The 18,006-nt window shown below is 47.9% G+C and carries 21 protein-coding genes; 10 read left to right on the top strand and 11 right to left on the bottom strand.

Going from position 1 to position 18,006, the window contains the following annotated elements:
• Positions 1 to 12 precede the first annotated feature (12 nt).
• Complete coding sequence (locus tag KNO90_RS10855; protein WP_214742488.1) at positions 13 to 414, bottom strand: hypothetical protein; 402 nt, start codon at positions 412 to 414, stop codon at positions 13 to 15.
• 127 nt (positions 415 to 541) lie between these two features.
• Here KNO90_RS10855 and KNO90_RS10850 point away from each other — a divergent pair, with 127 nt between their 5' ends.
• The 3 genes from KNO90_RS10850 (at position 542) to KNO90_RS10840 (ending at position 2,753) form a co-directional block, all read left to right on the top strand.
• Complete coding sequence (locus tag KNO90_RS10850) at positions 542 to 889, top strand: PadR family transcriptional regulator (protein ID WP_015880292.1); 348 nt, start codon at positions 542 to 544, stop codon at positions 887 to 889.
• Positions 876 to 1,838 (top strand): HAAS signaling domain-containing protein, encoded by a 963-nt coding sequence (locus KNO90_RS10845; RefSeq protein ID WP_215113582.1) that lies wholly within the window; start codon positions 876 to 878, stop codon positions 1,836 to 1,838. Before KNO90_RS10850 ends, KNO90_RS10845 begins: the two co-directional genes overlap by 14 nt.
• A gap of 78 nt (positions 1,839 to 1,916) precedes the next feature.
• Positions 1,917 to 2,753, top strand: a complete 837-nt coding sequence (locus tag KNO90_RS10840) for an aldo/keto reductase (RefSeq protein WP_215113581.1) — start codon at positions 1,917 to 1,919, stop codon at positions 2,751 to 2,753.
• Between the two features lie 36 nt (positions 2,754 to 2,789).
• On the opposite strand, the gene KNO90_RS10835 is transcribed toward KNO90_RS10840, so the two are convergent.
• From KNO90_RS10835 to KNO90_RS10820, 4 genes are all read right to left on the bottom strand, one after another.
• A complete protein-coding gene (locus tag KNO90_RS10835) occupies positions 2,790 to 3,602 on the bottom strand; it encodes a MetQ/NlpA family ABC transporter substrate-binding protein (protein WP_214742484.1) in 813 nt (270 codons plus the stop codon).
• 20 nt (positions 3,603 to 3,622) lie between these two features.
• Entirely contained in the window at positions 3,623 to 4,285 is a 663-nt protein-coding gene (locus KNO90_RS10830) for a methionine ABC transporter permease (protein ID WP_031424175.1), read from the bottom strand.
• Positions 4,278 to 5,024: a methionine ABC transporter ATP-binding protein gene (locus KNO90_RS10825; protein ID WP_214742483.1), complete on the bottom strand. Its 747-nt coding sequence runs from the start codon at positions 5,022 to 5,024 to the stop codon at positions 4,278 to 4,280. The genes KNO90_RS10830 and KNO90_RS10825 overlap by 8 nt, the downstream gene beginning before the upstream one ends.
• Positions 5,025 to 5,133: 109 nt before the next feature.
• Positions 5,134 to 5,874 (bottom strand): hypothetical protein, encoded by a 741-nt coding sequence (locus KNO90_RS10820; protein WP_215113580.1) that lies wholly within the window; start codon positions 5,872 to 5,874, stop codon positions 5,134 to 5,136.
• Between the two features lie 194 nt (positions 5,875 to 6,068).
• Here KNO90_RS10820 and adhP point away from each other — a divergent pair, with 194 nt between their 5' ends.
• From adhP to KNO90_RS10800, 4 genes are all read left to right on the top strand, one after another.
• Positions 6,069 to 7,097, top strand: a complete 1,029-nt coding sequence (gene adhP, locus KNO90_RS10815) for an alcohol dehydrogenase AdhP (RefSeq protein WP_215113579.1) — start codon at positions 6,069 to 6,071, stop codon at positions 7,095 to 7,097.
• A gap of 113 nt (positions 7,098 to 7,210) precedes the next feature.
• Positions 7,211 to 7,636 carry a MarR family winged helix-turn-helix transcriptional regulator gene (locus KNO90_RS10810; RefSeq protein ID WP_214742480.1) on the top strand — a complete coding sequence of 142 codons (426 nt, stop codon included), beginning with the start codon at positions 7,211 to 7,213 and terminating at the stop codon, positions 7,634 to 7,636.
• 108 nt (positions 7,637 to 7,744) lie between these two features.
• On the top strand, positions 7,745 to 8,272 hold the full coding sequence (locus tag KNO90_RS10805; protein WP_353048494.1) for a CarD family transcriptional regulator: 528 nt from the start codon (positions 7,745 to 7,747) through the stop codon (positions 8,270 to 8,272).
• A 112-nt stretch (positions 8,273 to 8,384) separates the two neighbouring features.
• On the top strand, positions 8,385 to 9,299 hold the full coding sequence (locus tag KNO90_RS10800; RefSeq protein WP_215113578.1) for a methyl-accepting chemotaxis protein: 915 nt from the start codon (positions 8,385 to 8,387) through the stop codon (positions 9,297 to 9,299).
• Positions 9,300 to 9,384: 85 nt separating this feature from the next.
• On the opposite strand, the gene KNO90_RS10795 is transcribed toward KNO90_RS10800, so the two are convergent.
• Both KNO90_RS10795 and KNO90_RS10790 read right to left on the bottom strand, forming a co-directional pair.
• Positions 9,385 to 9,582 carry a hypothetical protein gene (locus tag KNO90_RS10795; protein ID WP_215113577.1) on the bottom strand — a complete coding sequence of 66 codons (198 nt, stop codon included), beginning with the start codon at positions 9,580 to 9,582 and terminating at the stop codon, positions 9,385 to 9,387.
• Between the two features lie 115 nt (positions 9,583 to 9,697).
• Positions 9,698 to 11,197, bottom strand: coding sequence for a malate:quinone oxidoreductase (locus KNO90_RS10790; RefSeq protein WP_215113576.1), 1,500 nt, complete (start codon positions 11,195 to 11,197; stop codon positions 9,698 to 9,700).
• A gap of 191 nt (positions 11,198 to 11,388) precedes the next feature.
• On the opposite strand from KNO90_RS10790, the gene KNO90_RS10785 reads away from it, so the two are divergent.
• Complete coding sequence (locus tag KNO90_RS10785) at positions 11,389 to 11,850, top strand: DUF2691 family protein (RefSeq protein WP_215113575.1); 462 nt, start codon at positions 11,389 to 11,391, stop codon at positions 11,848 to 11,850.
• Between the two features lie 27 nt (positions 11,851 to 11,877).
• Positions 11,878 to 12,435 carry a histidine phosphatase family protein gene (locus KNO90_RS10780; RefSeq protein ID WP_215113574.1) on the top strand — a complete coding sequence of 186 codons (558 nt, stop codon included), beginning with the start codon at positions 11,878 to 11,880 and terminating at the stop codon, positions 12,433 to 12,435.
• A gap of 11 nt (positions 12,436 to 12,446) precedes the next feature.
• Here KNO90_RS10780 and KNO90_RS10775 read toward each other — a convergent pair whose 3' ends face one another.
• The 4 genes from KNO90_RS10775 to KNO90_RS10760 form a co-directional block, all read right to left on the bottom strand.
• Entirely contained in the window at positions 12,447 to 13,310 is an 864-nt protein-coding gene (locus KNO90_RS10775; protein WP_214742474.1) for a DegV family protein, read from the bottom strand.
• A 116-nt stretch (positions 13,311 to 13,426) separates the two neighbouring features.
• Entirely contained in the window at positions 13,427 to 13,909 is a 483-nt protein-coding gene (locus KNO90_RS10770; RefSeq protein WP_215113573.1) for a methylated-DNA--[protein]-cysteine S-methyltransferase, read from the bottom strand.
• Positions 13,896 to 14,789 carry a DNA-3-methyladenine glycosylase family protein gene (locus KNO90_RS10765; protein ID WP_215113572.1) on the bottom strand — a complete coding sequence of 298 codons (894 nt, stop codon included), beginning with the start codon at positions 14,787 to 14,789 and terminating at the stop codon, positions 13,896 to 13,898. Before KNO90_RS10765 ends, KNO90_RS10770 begins: the two co-directional genes overlap by 14 nt.
• Positions 14,786 to 15,334, bottom strand: a complete 549-nt coding sequence (locus KNO90_RS10760) for a bifunctional transcriptional activator/DNA repair enzyme AdaA (protein WP_215113571.1) — start codon at positions 15,332 to 15,334, stop codon at positions 14,786 to 14,788. The genes KNO90_RS10765 and KNO90_RS10760 overlap by 4 nt, the downstream gene beginning before the upstream one ends.
• A 171-nt stretch (positions 15,335 to 15,505) precedes the next feature.
• Here KNO90_RS10760 and mprF point away from each other — a divergent pair, with 171 nt between their 5' ends.
• Positions 15,506 to 17,998, top strand: a complete 2,493-nt coding sequence (gene mprF, locus KNO90_RS10755) for a bifunctional lysylphosphatidylglycerol flippase/synthetase MprF (protein ID WP_215113570.1) — start codon at positions 15,506 to 15,508, stop codon at positions 17,996 to 17,998.
• Positions 17,999 to 18,006: the final 8 nt, after the last annotated feature.

Here is an 18,006-nt window from a genome sequence, read left to right as displayed (position 1 = left end):
GCGAGTCTTTTTTTACAGTTCAAACGTCTTCCCCGAGTCCGGGATGAATAAAATCGAGTCTCCGCTCTCCGTTTCAAACCGATAGCCCACTCGAGGAGTAAATGGATTCCACTCTCCCCCGGTCGTCGGAACGCTCTCCATGTACGTCACGTCCTTGTACGTTTTGCTCAACGTCTCTTCTGCCTCAGCTAACGAGTAGCTTGGAATCGAGAGCAAAATCGCCACCCCAACACTCATCACTCCGACCGACACCGCCCAAAGAGTCGATGTCGGCTTTCGAAACTGTGCCAAGACTAGCAACATGATGATCCAGCCAATCGGTACCCCAAACGTCGCCGCATTCCCATACCACTGCGCATTGATCGTCAATAAACTGGCAATCACCACACCGCCAACCATCCACCACCACTTCATCAACATCACCTCCTCTTTATTATCCCAAAACCAGGAAATGACTCAATACTTTTATTCACATTGATGTATGATAACTTATAGTGTATGATATACAGTATAAAGATAAACGAATGAAGGAGGCGAAAAAATGTCCGATGTAAAAGCCTCGTTGGTGACGGAGTTGCGGCGCGGCACATTGACGATTGCGGTGCTCAGCCAGTTGAAGACACCCCAATACGGCTATTCTCTCGTTCAAGCACTACTTGATGCCGACATCAACATTGACCAGAGTACGCTTTACCCACTCTTGCGTCGACTTGAAAAACAAGGACTCGTCACGAGTTCCTGGGACACGACGGAGAGTCGACCTCGCAAGTACTATGTGCTCAGCCCAGACGGAATGGATATTTTGAATGAGTTGTACGTGGAATGGATGAACATGTCGAAAACATTGACCCGTCTAATTGAAGGAGGAAATGATCATGAATCTTCGTGATGTGTATATCGATGAAGTCACCTCTCGAATCCCAGAGTCGATGCGGCAAGACGTCGCACTCGAATTGGAATCGACCATTGATGACATGACTGGAAATGACCCGTCTGAAGCGGCTTTATTTGAAGCATTGCGCCAACTCGGCGACCCTCATATCCTCGCTGCTCGCTATGCGAACCGGCCACTCTATCTCATCGGTCCTGCCCTCTTCACACAGTATGTGAACATCATCAAGATCGTCTTACCAATTGCCGTCACGGTCGTCACCATTCTCTCCATCATCGGTTATTTGACCAATCCCATCGACGACACGTCTTGGAGTCAATTCTTGATTCAAGCATTCCTTCAAACTGGGGCGGCCATCTTCAATGTCGTCGTTCAGACACTATTCTGGATCACCCTCACGTTCTTCATCATTGAGCGTGCCGTACCTGAGGGTGAAGTACCCTTCTCGAGTTGGAAACCTGAACAACTCAAGAAAGTAAAGCCACGTTCGACCTCGATTTCTTTTGGTTCGATCTTATTTGACTTGGTCGCCACCGTTCTCCTGGTCGTCTTGTACGTCAACGCCGAGCAGATGGTTCGTGTCGTCATTAATGGCGAATCCTATCCGCTGTTCAATTCGTCGGTCTTGGATCGCTTTTTCCCGTTTGTCATCGCCTTGGCCGCCTTTGGCATCGCCATCGCTATTTACAAATGGATCGTTCGACACTGGACAAAGCCGCTCGCCTTGTGGAATACCCTCTTCAATATCGTATGGATTGCCGTCACGGCGCTCATTTTACTGCAACCCGATTTACTTTCTTCTAATGTCCTCTCATTGATCGCTGAACAAACTACAATCGACATCGAAACAATCAGCCAATGGGCTGTGTGGAGTATTCTGTTCACGGTAATCGTCGTGTGTATCCTCGATTTGGCTGAAGGGTTGATCAAAGCGTTTCGACGTTGACCTCACATTCAAACGTTTCATTTCCGAGGAAAGTGGAATACCCGACTAGAGAACGGATTTTGAATGGGGAGGCATTTGATGGGTATTCCAACAATCAAGCTACATGACGGTTATGAGATTCCGGCCATCGGACTCGGAACAGTTTATTTAAAAGGTGAAGCAGGGGTCGACGCCATTACGTGCGCCATCCGAAACGGGTATCGGCTCATCGATTCGGCGATTCGCTACGACAATGAAGGTGCGGTCGGTGAAGCGGTTCGTCAATCTGGCATCCCGCGCGAACAGCTTTTCTTAACATCAAAATTACGCGCGCAATATTACGACTACGACCAAGCACTCGAGATGATTCGAGAGTCCTTATATCGGGCGAACCTCGACTATTGGGATTTGTTCCTCTTGCATTGGCCAAACCCGAAACAAGACAAGTACGTCGAGGCATGGCGTGCCTTGATTCAAGCGAAGAAAAATGGATGGATTCGCTCCATCGGGGTATCGAACTTCATGCCGGAGCACCTTGACCGCTTGATTGAAGAGACGGGAGAAACACCGGTCATCAACCAAATCGAGTTACACCCGTACTTCTCGCAAGTCGAACAGCGGCAAGCCGACAAAGAACGCGGCATCATCACAGAAGCGTGGAGCCCGCTCAGTCGCGCCCGCACGGTTATCCATGACGAGAAGATCACAGAGCTCGCGAAACAAAAAGGAAAGAGCGTCTCTCAAGTCATCTTACGTTGGCACGTGCAACTTGGGGTCATCCCGCTCGCCCGCTCGTCTAATGAGTTACACCAAAAAGAGAACCTCGACGTCTTCAACTTCGAATTGACCGAGGAAGAGATGGAGACGCTCAATGCGTTGACGAAACCGGATGGTCGCATCGATGACCAAGACCCGAGAGAATACGAAGAGTACTAAAAAAGATTGAGCCACCTCAGGCTCAATCTTTCTTGTTTAAAACGCCGGAATCGCCGTCTCTTCGTAGTTTTCTTCTAAGAACGCACGGACTTCATCACTTGTGAGTGCCTCACCAAGTTTTTGAATCGCTTCGTCGTCCTGATTGTCTTCACGTGCGACGAGCGTGATGGCGAAGTCGTTCTCGACACCTTCTGTTAGGAGTGCGTCACTCTTCGGTGTCAAACCGAGTGGTGCCGCGTAAGCCGGTGTCATCAAGACCGCATCAACATCATCGTATGCACGAGCGAGCATCAACAAGTCGACTTCTTCAAACTTGAAGTTTTTCGGGTTCGATGTGATATCAGCTTGTGTATAGTACGTGCCTTCTTTCTCTCCGAGCTCGATCACATCATGTTGTGCGAGAAGGGAGAGCGAACGGTCGATGTTCGATACGTCGTTGGCGATGGCGATTGTCGCGCCTTCCGGGAGGTCTTCCATATTGTCATAGTTTTTCGCGTATACGCCGTAGTTTGCGAAATAAATCGGTTCGATGGGAACGAGATTCGCATCATTGCTGCGGTTGAACTCTTCCATGTACGGGACGTGTTGGAAGAAGTTCGCATCGACTTCTTTTGCCGCAAGTGCCGAGTTCGGTTGGACGTTGTCTCCGAGGACGACAATTTCGAGTTCGATATTGTCTTCCGCGAGCTGTTCTTTCGCGATATCAAGCATATCTGTCATCGGTGGGATGAGTGACGCGACTTTCAACGTCTGTGGTTCGTTCGCTTGTTCTGTTTGTGTTTCTGTGTCGTTCCCGCATGCGGCGAGGACGAGTGTGAGTGAGGCAAGAAGTGCCATCAATTTTTTCATATTCATTTCCTACTTTCTGTTTAGCGTTTGTCGATGATTCGTGCCACGGTCGTGCCCGTGAACTGGATCAATTGCACGAAGACGAGCATGATGAGAATCATATAGAGCATGAGTTCGGTCTGGAACTGCTGATACCCATAACGGATGGCAAAGTCACCGATGCCACCTCCCCCGACGACCCCCATGATCGTCGAGTACGAGATAAAGCTGATGATGGATGTGGTCAAGCCAAGGACGAGGCCAGATCGGGCTTCCACATATAGAAACTTAAAGATGATATCTTTCACCGATGCGCCCATCGAGAGTGCCGCTTCAATGACCCCGCGTGGGACATCAATCAACGACTGTTCGACAAGGCGTGCATAATGTGCGATGGCAATGATGGAAAGTGGCACCGTCGCTGCTGCCGTTCCGATGGCGGTCCCGATAATAAGTCGTGTAAATGGAATCAAAAACACGACGAGTAACAAGAATGGGAAAGACCGCACGATGTTCACGACCAGGTTGAGGACGGAGAAGACGATTTGGTTCTCTAACAATTGTCCTTTACGCGAAAGGTAAAGCCACGTGCCTAACGGCAATCCGACTAGAATTGCGGCGAGAATCGATACCCCGACCATAATGAACGTTTCGGCGATGGATTGCCAAATCTCTGATTGATAACGCACCAAGATGTCAGGCATTCGATTCACCTTCCTCTCGCAACTGTTCGACGAACCAACTTGGGTTCTGATCGATGGCGACCACCCCTGTCGGCTCCCGTTCAATCGTCTCATGAACGGTACCGTCTGCCATGACGGTGACACGATGACAGATTTGACGAATGACATCCATCTCATGTGTGACGAGCACAACGGTGACGCCGAGTTTTTCATTGACTGACTGAAGGACACGCAGCACTTCCGCTGTCGTATTTGGGTCGAGAGAAGAGGTCGGTTCATCGCATAGGAGTACGCTCGGTTCACTTGCGAGTGCCCGAGCGATGGCGACACGTTGCTTCTGTCCCCCACTCAACTGGGAAGGATATTTATCGCGATACACTTCGAGTCCAACGAACCGGAGACATTCCATCACGCGCGTCTCCCATGATGCTTTCGGCCGCTTGGCAAGTTTCAGTGAATCGAGGACGTTATCAAAGACGGTCTTGTTTGCAACAAGATTAAATTGTTGAAAAATCATACCGATCCGATGTCGCTTCTTGCGTAGTTCCCTGTTAGAGAGTTCGGTCAACTGGTCGCCATCGACTGTGACGCTCCCGGCATCCGGTTTCTCCAACAAATTCATCAATCGAAGAAGCGTCGACTTCCCGGCACCGCTCGCGCCGATGATGCCGTAAATCTCACCTTTTCGAATATGAAGCGATACATCGCGGACGGCCATTTCTTGTCCATACCGCTTATGGACGGACGACAATGTGATCATGGCAGACATCCTTTCTACATCTCGTGAGTGAGTCAACCGTTTATCATTTTAGCGAAGTAAAGAGTCGATGTCAGTTCATGTGCTCACATGAAAAGAACCGCACTGCGGTTCAGAGTGGATGTCGTTTAAAATGTTCAGCGATGTGTCGTTTCATGGCGTCTCGATTTTCGGCAAAGATGCGATGGCGATGACCGTTCCCACCAGACGGATGTGGAAACCCACTCACTACGCGATCTTGATCCAAAAGACCTCGCTCAACCAATAACTCCACGGCTCGCCTTACGTTCACGCCCATCGGTAGGATGAGTGCATCTTGAAGATGGGCCATCTCTTCTGCGAAGATTCCTTCTACGTACGGTCGAAACAGCTCTGTTCGAATCATATCCGGGCTCGATCCGTTATAGTTCTTGCCTTTATAGAAGACGGGATAAGGGAGGACCGCCGTGTTTTGAACGAGATGGTTCGCTGATCCAAACAAATCGAGGGATGATTCGATTCCCAAATGATGATGTAACTCCAAATCGTCTAGCATCGTCACTAAGTTCTTTCGAATCGGACCGGAAAAACTGCCACGTTGTTTGACGGCTCGAAGCGCCTCTTCGTCCGTTGCATCCTTCAAGTCACGGATTGCCTCGAACGACTGACGCATCTGATATAAACCTGGCGTGATTCCCGCGATGACGACTTTTGCCTTTGGATTGATGTATTCGAACGGTGCATAATAGATGTCGAGTTGTTTCTTTTCATCACGGTCTAACAGAAAGTCTTCACTTTTTAATATTTCTTCTTCTAAATCTGATAACTGCAAAATTTTCGATTTGTATGTGTGAAATAACGCTGTCCGCGTCATGTAACTGACACTCCTTTCGTCTACTTTCTCTATCTCTATTTCCCTAAATCTTTGTGTGAGAAAAGTTCATCTTTCAGACAAATGCTATCCAAAAATAAAGCGCTTTCATACCATTTTTTGTGCTATTCTGACGATGTGATTGAGAAGGGTTTTCCATCAGGTTCGCTAAATTCTCACAAGGAGTGTGTTCAAACATGAAAGCAGTCGTTGTCAATTCAGCAAGCAAGGCTAACATCGAAGTCGTTGAAAAGGAACTACGTCCATTACAGGCAGGTGAGGCGCTCGTCGATGTCGAGTACTGTGGCGTTTGTCACACGGACCTTCACGTCGCGGCCGGTGACTTCGGGGATGTGCAAGGACGCGTGCTTGGTCATGAAGGGATCGGGATCGTGTCAAAAATCGCGGACGATGTCAAAAGTCTAAACGTCGGCGACCGCGTCAGTATCGCCTGGATGTATCATGCATGTGGTCGCTGCGAATATTGTACGACGGGACGGGAAACGTTCTGCCGAAACGTTCAAAATGCCGGATATAGCGTGGACGGCGGTATGGCCGAACAAAGTATCGTCGTCGCCGACTATGCCGTCAAAGTGCCGGAAGGCTTGGATCCTGCGCAAGCTTCGAGCATCACATGCGCAGGCGTCACGACGTATAAGGCAATCAAAGTCGCAGACGTGAAACCTGGGGAGACAGTCGTCATCTATGGTTGCGGTGGACTCGGCAACCTGGCCATCCAATATGCGAAACACGTCTTCAACGCACACGTCATCGCCGTTGACTTGAACGATGATAAGCTCGAACTCGCCAAAGAGAGTGGAGCTGATTTGACGATCAACCCATCGACTGAAAGAGATGCAGCTGACATCGTACAAGAGAAGTTCGGTGGGGCCCACGCCGCTGTCGTCACGGCCGTCTCAAAAGTCGCCTTCAATTCGGCAGTCAATGCAGTCCGCGCTTGTGGGAAAGTGGTCGCGGTCGGTCTACCTTCTGAAACGATGGATTTGAACATCCCTCGTCTCGTCCTCGATGGAATCGAAGTGGTCGGCTCACTCGTCGGAACACGGAGAGACTTAGAAGAAGCCTTCCAGTTCGGGGCAGAAGGACTCGTCGTGCCGGTCGTTCATAAACGCTGTCTTCACGAGGTGCAAGACGTGTTCGAAGAGATGGAGCAAGGGAAAATTCAAGGACGTATGGTCATCGACTTCAAAAATAAAGACTGCTAATCAAAACGGGGCCTTATGCCCCGTTTTGTTCTAGATTGGCGTTGACGGGGTATAGTTGCTTTTGTATAGTTAGGAACGTCTAAAAGCCGGAAATGAAAGAGGAGTGACTTGATTTGACTCCATCAACGTCAACCCGTCTACTTGATTTATTGTCAGAGCGAAATGATCAAGTTCGACGCATGAGTGAACAATCTTGGAATGAACAAAGTGATATCCAACTCTCGAACTCGGAATGGTATATTCTCGCGACACTTTATCAATCAAAGACGACGATTGCCGAGGTCACGCGCAATGTCCACATCTCTCGCCAAGCGATTCATAAGCTGATCAAGAACCTTGAGAGTAAAGCGCTCGTCCTCGTGACGGACCACCCGCAAAATCGAAAGGACAAATGTATCGAGTTGACCTCGTTCGGTCACACTTGTTATGAACAAAACGAGACACTTAAAGCACAACTCGAGCAACGGATCCAAGATAGTCTAGGTCGAGAGGCGTTCGAACAACTGAAAACCATTCTGCGCTTGGATTGGAACCTGTAATCGTGACGAGTTAAACTTGTCACGATTTTTGTATGCACATCTTCCTTTAAACGTCAACCGAGTTGACATTTCATCTTCTGAATGACTATGCTTATAGATAAGGAAGAGGTGATCGACTTGTTTAAAGCTGGAGACTTAATCATCTACTCGACCCATGGCGTATGTCGGATTGACGACATTTCGGACAAAACGGTCGCAGGAGAAACGAAATCGTACTATACGCTTCACCCCATCAACAACTCACAAAAGTTACAAATCAGCATCCCAGTTGATAATGACAACGTGATGATGTTGACGTTACTAGAAGCAGACGAGGCATCAGAGATTTTAGAGTCGTTCCGCTCGCCTGGCGTTGAATGGAATCCGCATTCGAACAATCGCAATCGTGAATTTTTAAATGTCGTCCATTCAGGAAACCGTCACGAGATTGCCCAAGTCGTGAATACATTGAGCCGTCGACACATCGAGGCACTTCAAGCGAACAAAAAGCTGTACGAACAAGATCGTAAAATTTTAGAGAATGCCAAAACGATTTTGGTGAAAGAGCTCTCCCTTGCTCTCGAGCGTTCAGAGAGCGAAATCGAGCGCACGATTGGCGAGTACTTACATGAAAGCATGGCGACACTCACACCTTGACCTCTTCCGTTTGGAAGTGGTCTTTTTTGTTCTGTCACAATAATATACTTTTTTTGACATTTTTCATGTATCCTAAAACAAATACAGCAACTGATATAGGGAGGATGTTAGGATGCAACTGCACTCTAGTACGACCCATGTCACCGACACGCACGTCGTTCGGGCAATCGAAAACAATCTAGCAATCATTCGTTTTGATGAGAATCGTCGCGTCGCTTACGTCAATGAGATTTTTGCCAGAACGATGGGGTATGAAGTTCATGAACTGATGGGACGCCCTCATCGTGATCTTTGCTTGCCCGAGTTTGCAAACAGCCCCCAATACGACCTGTTTTGGCGTAAGCTCATGCAAGGATTGAGTTATCACGACAAGATTGAACGACGTGCCGCGGATGGTCATAGTGTCTGGCTAGAGGCGACCTACATGCCGATTTTCGATGACGACAACCAGAACGTCATCGGCGTCTCAAAGATTGCGGCCGATATCACGTCACGGCAACAAGACGTACTCCACATGGCGAATGACCTTCAAGAGACGTCAGAATACTTATCCGCTCAGTCCCAAATCGGGAAACAAGACGGAGAACACGTCCTCGAGAACGTCAAACTAATCGAGCAAGAGTCGACTCAAAACCTAGAGCACTTAAAAGCGCTCCAACAAGAGGCGAAGACAATCACGGATATTGTCCGAACGATTCGCGAAATCGCTGCTCAAACCAATCTCCTCGCACTCAATGCCGCAATCGAGGCGGCACGTGCAGGTGAGCATGGACGTGGCTTCAATGTGGTTGCGACAGAGGTCCGTAACCTTTCGAACAAAGTTTCGCTTTCCATCACCGAGGTGAATAACAACATCGAAGGCATCGTCAAACGCATCGATGACGTGTCGACAAGCATCGGACGAATCTCCCATAAAGTCAAAGATAGCTCCGGACAGCTCGAGCAGACGGTCCGCGAGTTCGAAAAACTGGCGGATTCAGCCGCTACACTCGAACAGCAGGCCAAGACGTTTCTTAAGATGGTATAAGGTCATTTAGAAATCATTATATAAACAACACCGTTCCATCTATACCAAGACTATTCGTCTTGCTCCGATGGAACGGTGTTGTTCTTCAAACGCTCTTTTTACGTCTTATCAATTGTACAATTGAAAGAATTAACATGATCGCAAGTATCGGTAAAATGAATACTAAATCTGCGCGAATAATAGGCCCTTCTTCGGTCTTTGCCCAGTCATAAACAAAAAACTCCCAAACGCCCCACACAATAAACAATACAATCGTCGTGATTTGAATTTTTGTAAGTTTCATTCCAATCCCTCCTCAGTTGTAATGTTTTTAGTATTTACTATTTACCCAATCGATATATAGATTACGCTAGGTACTGAAAAAACGAGCATACGATTGTATACTCGCCTTGAATCCATTAATTGTGGATCATGTCCTTTTCCTCTAAACCGAGCGTGACCGCAGTCGATTCATGAATCGTCTTAAATAAATCCGGGTGTTCCGACAGCTTCAAGCCATATGACGGCACCATCTCTTTGATTTTGGCTTCCCACTCCGGTAAGTGTTGCGGGAAGCACTGCTCGAGCACTTTCAACATGACGTGCACGGCCGTCGATGCGCCTGGAGAAGCACCGAGAAGCGCCGCGACCGACCCATCTTCGGCACTGACGACTTCCGTTCCGAATTGAAGCGTCCCTTTTCCTTGCGGTGTATCTTTGATAACCTGCACCCGTTGCCCCGCCACGACAATCTCCCAATCTTCGTTCTTGGCATTCGGGATAAATTCACGGAGTTCATCCATCCGTTTGTCGTGAGACAAGAGTACCTGCTCGATCAAATACTTCGTGAGCGGCATCTCTTTTGCCCCTGCCGCAAGCATCGTGATGACGTTGTTTGGTTTGACCGAACGAATCAAATCCAAGTTCGATCCTGTTTTTAAGAATTTCGGCGTGAAGCCGGCGAACGGTCCAAACAACAACTCTTTGCGCCCATCAATAAAGCGTGTGTCGAGGTGCGGTACCGACATTGGTGGTGCCCCCACTTTCGCCTTCCCGTAGACCTTCGCATGATGTTGCTCGATGACCTCACGATTTTTACAAACGAGGAAGAGCCCGCTGACTGGGAATCCACCGATTTGTTTCGACTCTGGAATCCCTGTCTTTTGTAAGAGTGGTAAACTTCCACCACCACCTCCGATGAAGAGGAACGGTGCCGTATGCGTCTCAATCGTGTTCCGAGACATGTCTTTCACTTTCACTTCCCAAAGACCGTTGTCGAGACGTTTCACGTCCTCGACGCTATGGCCGTAGTTGACCTCAACTCCGTTCGACGTGAGATGGTCAAACAACATCCGTGTCAACGCACCAAAGTTCACGTCCGTCCCTGAATCAATTTTCGTCGCGGCAATCGGTTCGTCCGATGTCCGTCCGTCCATGATGAGGGGGAACCATTCCCGTAGCTGACTCGGATCGTCTGATAAGACCATCCCTTCAAACAACGGATTCGTTGTGAGCGCTTCCAAACGACGTTTCAAGAAGTCGACGTTCTTCTCCCCTTGGACCATGCTCATATGTGGAATCGAACGAATAAAGGCACCTGGATTTTCAATCAATCCTTGCTTGACGAGATGCGCCCAAAACTGGCGTGAGATTTGGAACTGCTCGTTGACGTTGACTGCTTTGGAGATGTCGATCGTCCCATCTGCGTTCTCTGTTGTATAGTTTAATTCGCAAAGTGCGGCATGTCCCGTACCTGCGTTATTCCATTCGTTTGAACTTTCTTCCCCTGCTGCATCGAGCTTTTCGAACACTTTGATGTTCCACTCCGGTACGAGCTCTTTAAAGAGTGAACCGAGCGTTGCGCTCATAATTCCTGCCCCAATCAAAATGACGTCTGTTCTCGTTTGCGTACTGCTCATGAAAACCCCATCCTTATCCCCTGAATTTTTTGTCATACAACTGAAGAATCCCCATTCCTCAATCATATATTTTATAATCGTTATACCGATTATAACTCTTTTGTGATGAATGATAAGGGTTATGTATGATTTTTTGTGCTGAAACTTTTTATGAACGTGTAATGATTCTTTGAAACGTAGGAGGTTTTCTTTTGAGACGCGGCGTACGTTTTACAATACCTAATCGATACGGTCATTTTTTGCAAGAAATATTGAATACAATCCCTATTGAACAGTATCGATGGAGCGTGGTAGATGAAGAGTCTTACATCGTAGAAAATGGGGAACTTAATCGTTTGTTGTTTCCAGATTCGACAATAATCGATGGTCATCAATTCGCTGAATTGCTCACACAACATGAACACTACTTGATTTTTGTCGATATCAAAGCGTTTCAATCTGATATGTCCTCGGAAATCGTAACGTATGAAGACTTTTTACAAAGTATGTGTGAATTCGCTCTACTGGTGACCGACAGTCAAGACGTCACCATGTATTGTAAAGACCCACAGATGCTCAACTCCCTCTATGAAAATGCTGCTTTGCATGGATTCGGGGATATCACATACATCACCAGTCATAATGACTCGATGACACGCTTATCTTGTTGGTAACTAGACATCTTGAAAAGGAGAGTCCACATGCCTACACTCTATTTGATTCGCCATTGCTCTGCCGCTGGCCAAGAAGCTGACGCCCCACTTACGGAAGCCGGTCACACCCAGTCCTTACTGCTTCGCGACTTCTTTTCTGAACTCACAATCGACCGAATCATCTCAAGCGATTACACTCGTGCGATTGCTTCAGTCACACCACTTGCCGATGCTCATCACCTTTCAATCGAACGTGAACCGTTACTGAGAGAACGCATCCTGTCTCATGAACCACTCGAAGACTGGCTAACCCCATTACATCAGTCGTTCAGCGACCTGACATTCAAACTACCTGGTGCCGAATCTGCTGAAGAGGCAACACATCGTATCCTACAAGTGGTCGAGAGCGCCATTTCACAACAGGCTTCCACTCTACTTGTGACGCACGGCAACTTGCTAGCACTTCTATTACAACATCTCGACCCACGATATGACTTCGAGACGTGGCGTACGATGTGTAACCCGGACGTCTATCGTCTAGATTTTAACGACAGCACGCCAGTCATCGAGCATATTTGGCCAAACAAAAAAGCCGTCTCGCGATGAGACGGCTTTTGTTATTTCTCCACGAAGAACATCGAGATGGCACCGAGACCGACGTGTGTCCCGACGGAGACCCCCATCTGCATGAGATGAATATCGCCTGTGAAATTTGTTTCGGTTTCAATTTTTGCTTTCAAATTTTCAGCAATCCGCTGATCCGAAGTATACCCAATGATGGCAAAGTTCGTGATGTCCGGATTGATTCGTTTGGCGAACTCGTCGGTATAGTGTTTGAGCACTTTACGCGTACCACGTTCTTTTCCAACGATGGCACCTTTTCCATTTTTCATACTCATAATTGGCTTCACCATGAGTAACTTTCCGATGATAGCGCTCGTATTTGAGATTCGTCCACTTTTAATCAAATGGTCCAAGTCATCTACGGACAAGAAATGCTTCACTTTTGTCTTATACGTCTCGTTAAAATCAACGAGCTCCTCAAACGATGCACCGGCTTCACGCATCTGCGCACTCTTCAGTAGTAACCAACCGCTACCGTGGCTCATCGAACGAGAGTCGACGACATGAATCTTCACGTTTGAGTCAGGATGCGCCTCTTCAAAGTACTCTTTTCCGATAACCGCTGATTGATACGACCCACTTGTCCCACTCGACATGCAAATACAAAGAATCTTCTCATGACCAGCTGCGACCGCATCTTCCATCAATCGTAAGAACGTTGCCGGACTCGGCATTGCTGTCGTCGGAAACTCCGGTAGCGCTTCCAACATTCCGTAAAAATCATCCGGCTGGATATCCACCCGGTCCTGGTAAGACATGTTGTTCATGGTAATGATCAACGGTGCAATCCCGATGTTGTACTGTTCGAGCACTTCATCTGATAGATCACACGTTGAGTCAGCTAATAATTTAATCATGTATTCCTCCAAAAACCTTTTCCATTAGTGACGGGAATCATCCTACAACTTCGTCTGTTTCGACGTCACAATAGGACCTTCTCTAGTGTAGCAGATTTGGAGGGGGAAATGTTTTTTTACTGGGTTGAATGTGCGACTTGCTTCTCGTGATGCAAAAGCCATTCTTTTCGCCATAATCCACCGGCATACCCAATCAATTTTCCACTTGATCCGATGACGCGATGGCAAGGGACGACAATACTCAACTGGTTACGACCGTTCGTCGCCCCGACCGCTCGGACGGCTGTTGGTCGTTGCACTCGCTCAGCGAGTTCTCGGTAAGAAGCCGTCTCCGCATACGGAATCGTTTGTAACGCACCCCACACCTCTAGCTGAAACGTTGTCCCGATTTGTTCAGTCGGAAACGTGAACGTCATTCGTTCCCCACGAAAATAGGCATCTAACTCATCCCGACACTGTCGTAACACACCTGGGACATCCTGATCAGGTAAATATACCTCATCTCGTTCGACAAATAAAATCGATTGGATGACTTCGTCGGTTCCAACGATTTCAATCACGCCGATTGGTGTCTTCATCTCCAATTTATACGTCTCCATATAATGACCTCCATAGATAGAACGTTGCGTATCCTTCCCATCCTTGCCAATGCTCCCCGTAACGTTTCACGTCTTCGATTGTCGGCTTTTCAGATACTCCTAATCGATGCTGGATTGCTTGATGCAATCCGACATCCGCCACAGGGAAAGCCGATGCCTCTTGAAAACACTTCATCAAGACATAGTCTGCCGTCCATTCCCCAACACCCCGAATTGCGAGTAGACGTTGACGGATATCAGCTGAAGAATGTGATTGCAGAGCCGTTTTCGACAGGTTTCCATCCATTATTTCCCGTGCAATATCAATGACATACTCTGCTTTCCTTCGACTAAATTGAAGTTCTCGCAATGCTTCCGGTTCGAGCAGGGCGATTCGCTCCGCAAGAGGGAACGTCCAGTACGTTCTTCCCTCGACGACTCGATGGTCTCCATATCGTTCAACGAAACGTCGTTTGATTGTATAAGCGAACGATAAAGTGATCTGTTGTCCGATGATGGCCCAAGTCAGCGCCTCGAACAGATCGGGAAATCCAATCATCCGTAATCCACGATGTGATTCAATCAAAGGTGCCAACAATTCATCTTTCGCACCCATCGCTTCAAATGGGGCCAAATCACGCTCAAGGTCTAACCAGTCTCGTACCTCACATGCGACACGTTCTTTCTCTATATCTGATACTTCATCGACCGGGAACCGCACAAGAATGTGATTCTCCTCTTCTTGGAGCTCGATTAGAATGAGCCGTTCCCCGATTCGGGTCAGCTTTCGAACCGTGTCATGCGTTGTCACGTGGAGCACTTCTTGTTTTGACCGACTCAAAAAGACGAGACACTCTTGAAAATCAAAAGGCTGTTGAACAGCGAGTAGCATCTCTGTCATATGTCCTCTCCTTTTCGATACGTATTCGGTGTGCAGCCCTTTACTTGTCGGAATACGCGGTAAAAGTTCGATGGCGTTTGAAACCCGACTTCATAGCAGACGGTCAGATTGCTCATATCGGTCGTTCGCAATAAATAAGTCGCCTTATCAATCCGAATTTGCTCCAATTGTTGCCGTGGCGTCTTCCCGGTCGCTTGAGTGAACGTCCGCTCTAAGTGAAAAGGACTCATTTGAACATGCTCAGCAATCTGTTCGAGGCGAATCGGTTGTTTGTAATGTTTCACAAGATACGCCATGATTTGTTTGACGAGCGCATGGTGTGGCGCATGCTCCACTTCCGGCTGGCATCGTTTGCACGGTCGGAACCCGTTCGTTTCTGCTTCTTGTTTGGTCATGTAAAAATCAACATTCTCTTTTTTTGGTTTGCGGGAACGGCACGATGGTCGGCAATAGATCCCTGTTGTCTTCACAGCCGTATAAAATAATCCGTCATACGTCGCATCACAGGCGATTACTTTCGCCCACTTTTCTTCAAACGTCAGCATCTCCACACCCCTTTCTACTCTCACTGTAGCAAATCTAAAATCCACATTTCGTCCTTTTTCTTGCGCTTACAGTCCCTTCTTTTGAAACGTTTTACAGATTTCAGCCGTATCCTATAGTACGATTTAATTAGAAGACGCTGTCAGTCATATGACAGATAAGGAGAAAATCTCATGCGCACTCGTTTTTCATGGAAACAATTAAAATGGCTCATCCCTATAGCGTTAATCGCCTTAATTTTGATCCAGAGTGGACAGGAATTAAAAAACCTCTCCCTCGCGACCGCCTTCACGACATTGAAACAACTGACCGGATGGGAACAGTTCACACTCATCCTACTCGGCGGATTCGCTGTCTTGACGATGACCGGGTATGATTACTTCTTGCTCCGCTCGCTACAGATTCAATTACCGAAGCGAAAAGTCGCACAAACGGCATGGATCACGAACTCGATGAACGGCATGCTCGGATTTGGTGGAGTGATTGGGATTGCCCTTCGTACATCCCTATATCGTCCTTATACAGATACGAAGCGTCTGCTTCGTGCCATCGGATGGATGACACCTACACTTATCAGTGGTCTTTCCATCCTCTCAATCGGTGTGCTCTTTGGTATTTTCCCAGCCGATGCACTCGTTGGGACGAAACCTTGGATTTGGCCCGTATTGCTCGCAGTAAGTGCGATGCTCCCGTTTTATCTGTTCGTCACCTCACGCCGGTCAAATGTCGGTTGGTCCACCTTACTCGGTTACACGATGACTTCCCTTGCGGAATGGGTCAGTGCCGGGATTGTGGCTGTCTACGCGTTATCACTGCTTGACGGAACCGCCACATTCCCTCAACTGTTTGGGGTCTTCATCGTCGCAACGGTCGTCGGTGTCGTCTCCCTCGTTCCGGGCGGTGCCGGTACGTTTGACTTGCTCTACCTCGTCGGGATGACACAACTTGGGATTCACCAAGACATCGTCCTCTCTTCTTTGATCATCTATCGGTTCGTATACTTTGTCATCCCATTTTTAATTGGACTCTTTCTGGCGGCAATCGCCTTTGGAGATCAGGTCGTCAAACAAATCGAACATCGACCGATCATCGGATCGTCTTATGAAATCGGAACCGTCGTATGGCGCGTCGTTTCTCGGGCACTTGCTAAGATTGGGCGCTTAGCAGGAAGTTTGATTGCCTTGATGAGCAGTCTCATCATCTGGTTTCAGACACTTCTACCGAGTGTGACACCACTCTATGAAGTGAATCGCTGGTTCGAGTGGATTGGGACGCTCCTCTTACTGAGCGCCGGACTCCTCATGTTCCTATCTGTGTATGGGATGTATGTACGAACCAAGCGAACGCTTTGGTTGCTTAACACCGCATTCATCTGGGCAACGATCGGTGTCATCGCCCGAGGCTTAAATTTATTTGAAGCCTTCGTCGTCATCGGTTTTGCGACGTTTGTTTGGTTAACACGAAAACGTCATGTCCGATACAGAACGATTTTAACGACCGGACGCCTCATCCGAAACCTATTCTACGTTCTGCTTTACGTTGGCTCTCACGCCTTCTTACTCCAATCCTTTGCCGGAACGGATGCTTTATTTTTCACGTCACATCAAGCGGCATGGCTGACGGGTTTGTTGCTTCTACTCACTACGATTGTCGGCAGTACACTCCTTCTCTTGTTCGACCGTTGGAAACGTCCTGAACTCGGAGAATCCTACGACGAAACAAGAATGAGGAACTTCCAAGAAACGTACCCTACATCAAGTAGCTTTGATTTGGTTCATATGGCAGATAAACGTTTCTATATGAACGAGGCTGGAAACGCGTGTCTCTTATTTGCGACAGCTCGGAACCATGCGATTATTCTCGGAGATATCCAAGGTGAGCGACAGGCCGCGACTGAACTGTTAACGCGTTTTATTGAAGATGCGGATCGAATCGGATATATTCCTTTATTTTATCAAATCACACCGAATTGGATGCCACGGCTTCACGATGCTGGCTTCACGTTCTTCAAGCTAGGGGAAGAGGCGACGATTGACGTTTCGACCTTCTCCTTATCTGGGAAGAAGCGCGCGAATATGCGCTCACTCTACAATCAATTTGAGAAGAAGGGCATCACGTTCGATATCGTCTGTGAACCGAGCCTCTTGCTGTTACAAGAGTTAAAAGACATCTCGGACGAGTGGATCGGGAATCGAAACGAAAAAGGTTTTTCTCTCGGATTTTTTGACTACGAAACGTTGACACGTTATCCGATTGCCTTATTGCGAGATGCGGACGGTATCGTCGTAGCCTTCATTTCGCTACTCCGGGGAGACGGGGCCATTTCAATCGATTTGATGCGTTCAAAAAATAACGCACCGACCGGATCGATTGAAGTGTTAATCCTTCACATTATCGAATGGGCGCGCGCAGAAGGCTATGAACATGTTGGACTCGGTGTGGCACCACTTGCCGCCGTTGGTGAGCAGACGTTCTCCCATTGGCCGGAGCGCGTCGCCGCCGACATTTTTGAAAACATCAGTTATATCTATCCGTTCAGTGGACTGCGACAGTTCAAGCAAAAGTTCAAACCGTCGTGGGAAGGACGGTATCTCGCATTCCGACAACGTCGTAAACTACTGCCATCAATCTTACGGACAGCGCGATTGATTAGTCGGAAACGTTAAAAAACAGG

The organism is Exiguobacterium sp. s63 (genome assembly GCF_018617335.1).
Taxonomy (GTDB): domain Bacteria; phylum Bacillota; class Bacilli; order Exiguobacteriales; family Exiguobacteriaceae; genus Exiguobacterium.
The sequence above is the reverse complement of the archived record's forward strand: the minus strand, read 5'-3'. Positions and strand labels throughout refer to the sequence as shown.

Coding starts and splice junctions, on each gene's coding strand:
- KNO90_RS10855 (WP_214742488.1), bottom strand. CDS start 414: ATGAAGTGGTGGTGGATGGTTGGCGGTGTGGTGATTGCCAGTTTATTG.
- KNO90_RS10850 (WP_015880292.1), top strand. CDS start 542: ATGTCCGATGTAAAAGCCTCGTTGGTGACGGAGTTGCGGCGCGGCACA.
- KNO90_RS10845 (WP_215113582.1), top strand. CDS start 876: ATGAATCTTCGTGATGTGTATATCGATGAAGTCACCTCTCGAATCCCA.
- KNO90_RS10840 (WP_215113581.1), top strand. CDS start 1,917: ATGGGTATTCCAACAATCAAGCTACATGACGGTTATGAGATTCCGGCC.
- KNO90_RS10835 (WP_214742484.1), bottom strand. CDS start 3,602: ATGAAAAAATTGATGGCACTTCTTGCCTCACTCACACTCGTCCTCGCC.
- KNO90_RS10830 (WP_031424175.1), bottom strand. CDS start 4,285: ATGCCTGACATCTTGGTGCGTTATCAATCAGAGATTTGGCAATCCATC.
- KNO90_RS10825 (WP_214742483.1), bottom strand. CDS start 5,024: ATGATCACATTGTCGTCCGTCCATAAGCGGTATGGACAAGAAATGGCC.
- KNO90_RS10820 (WP_215113580.1), bottom strand. CDS start 5,874: ATGACGCGGACAGCGTTATTTCACACATACAAATCGAAAATTTTGCAG.
- adhP (WP_215113579.1), top strand. CDS start 6,069: ATGAAAGCAGTCGTTGTCAATTCAGCAAGCAAGGCTAACATCGAAGTC.
- KNO90_RS10800 (WP_215113578.1), top strand. CDS start 8,385: ATGCAACTGCACTCTAGTACGACCCATGTCACCGACACGCACGTCGTT.
- KNO90_RS10795 (WP_215113577.1), bottom strand. CDS start 9,582: ATGAAACTTACAAAAATTCAAATCACGACGATTGTATTGTTTATTGTG.
- KNO90_RS10790 (WP_215113576.1), bottom strand. CDS start 11,197: ATGAGCAGTACGCAAACGAGAACAGACGTCATTTTGATTGGGGCAGGA.
- KNO90_RS10780 (WP_215113574.1), top strand. CDS start 11,878: ATGCCTACACTCTATTTGATTCGCCATTGCTCTGCCGCTGGCCAAGAA.
- KNO90_RS10775 (WP_214742474.1), bottom strand. CDS start 13,310: ATGATTAAATTATTAGCTGACTCAACGTGTGATCTATCAGATGAAGTG.
- KNO90_RS10770 (WP_215113573.1), bottom strand. CDS start 13,909: ATGGAGACGTATAAATTGGAGATGAAGACACCAATCGGCGTGATTGAA.
- KNO90_RS10765 (WP_215113572.1), bottom strand. CDS start 14,789: ATGACAGAGATGCTACTCGCTGTTCAACAGCCTTTTGATTTTCAAGAG.
- KNO90_RS10760 (WP_215113571.1), bottom strand. CDS start 15,334: ATGCTGACGTTTGAAGAAAAGTGGGCGAAAGTAATCGCCTGTGATGCG.
- mprF (WP_215113570.1), top strand. CDS start 15,506: ATGCGCACTCGTTTTTCATGGAAACAATTAAAATGGCTCATCCCTATA.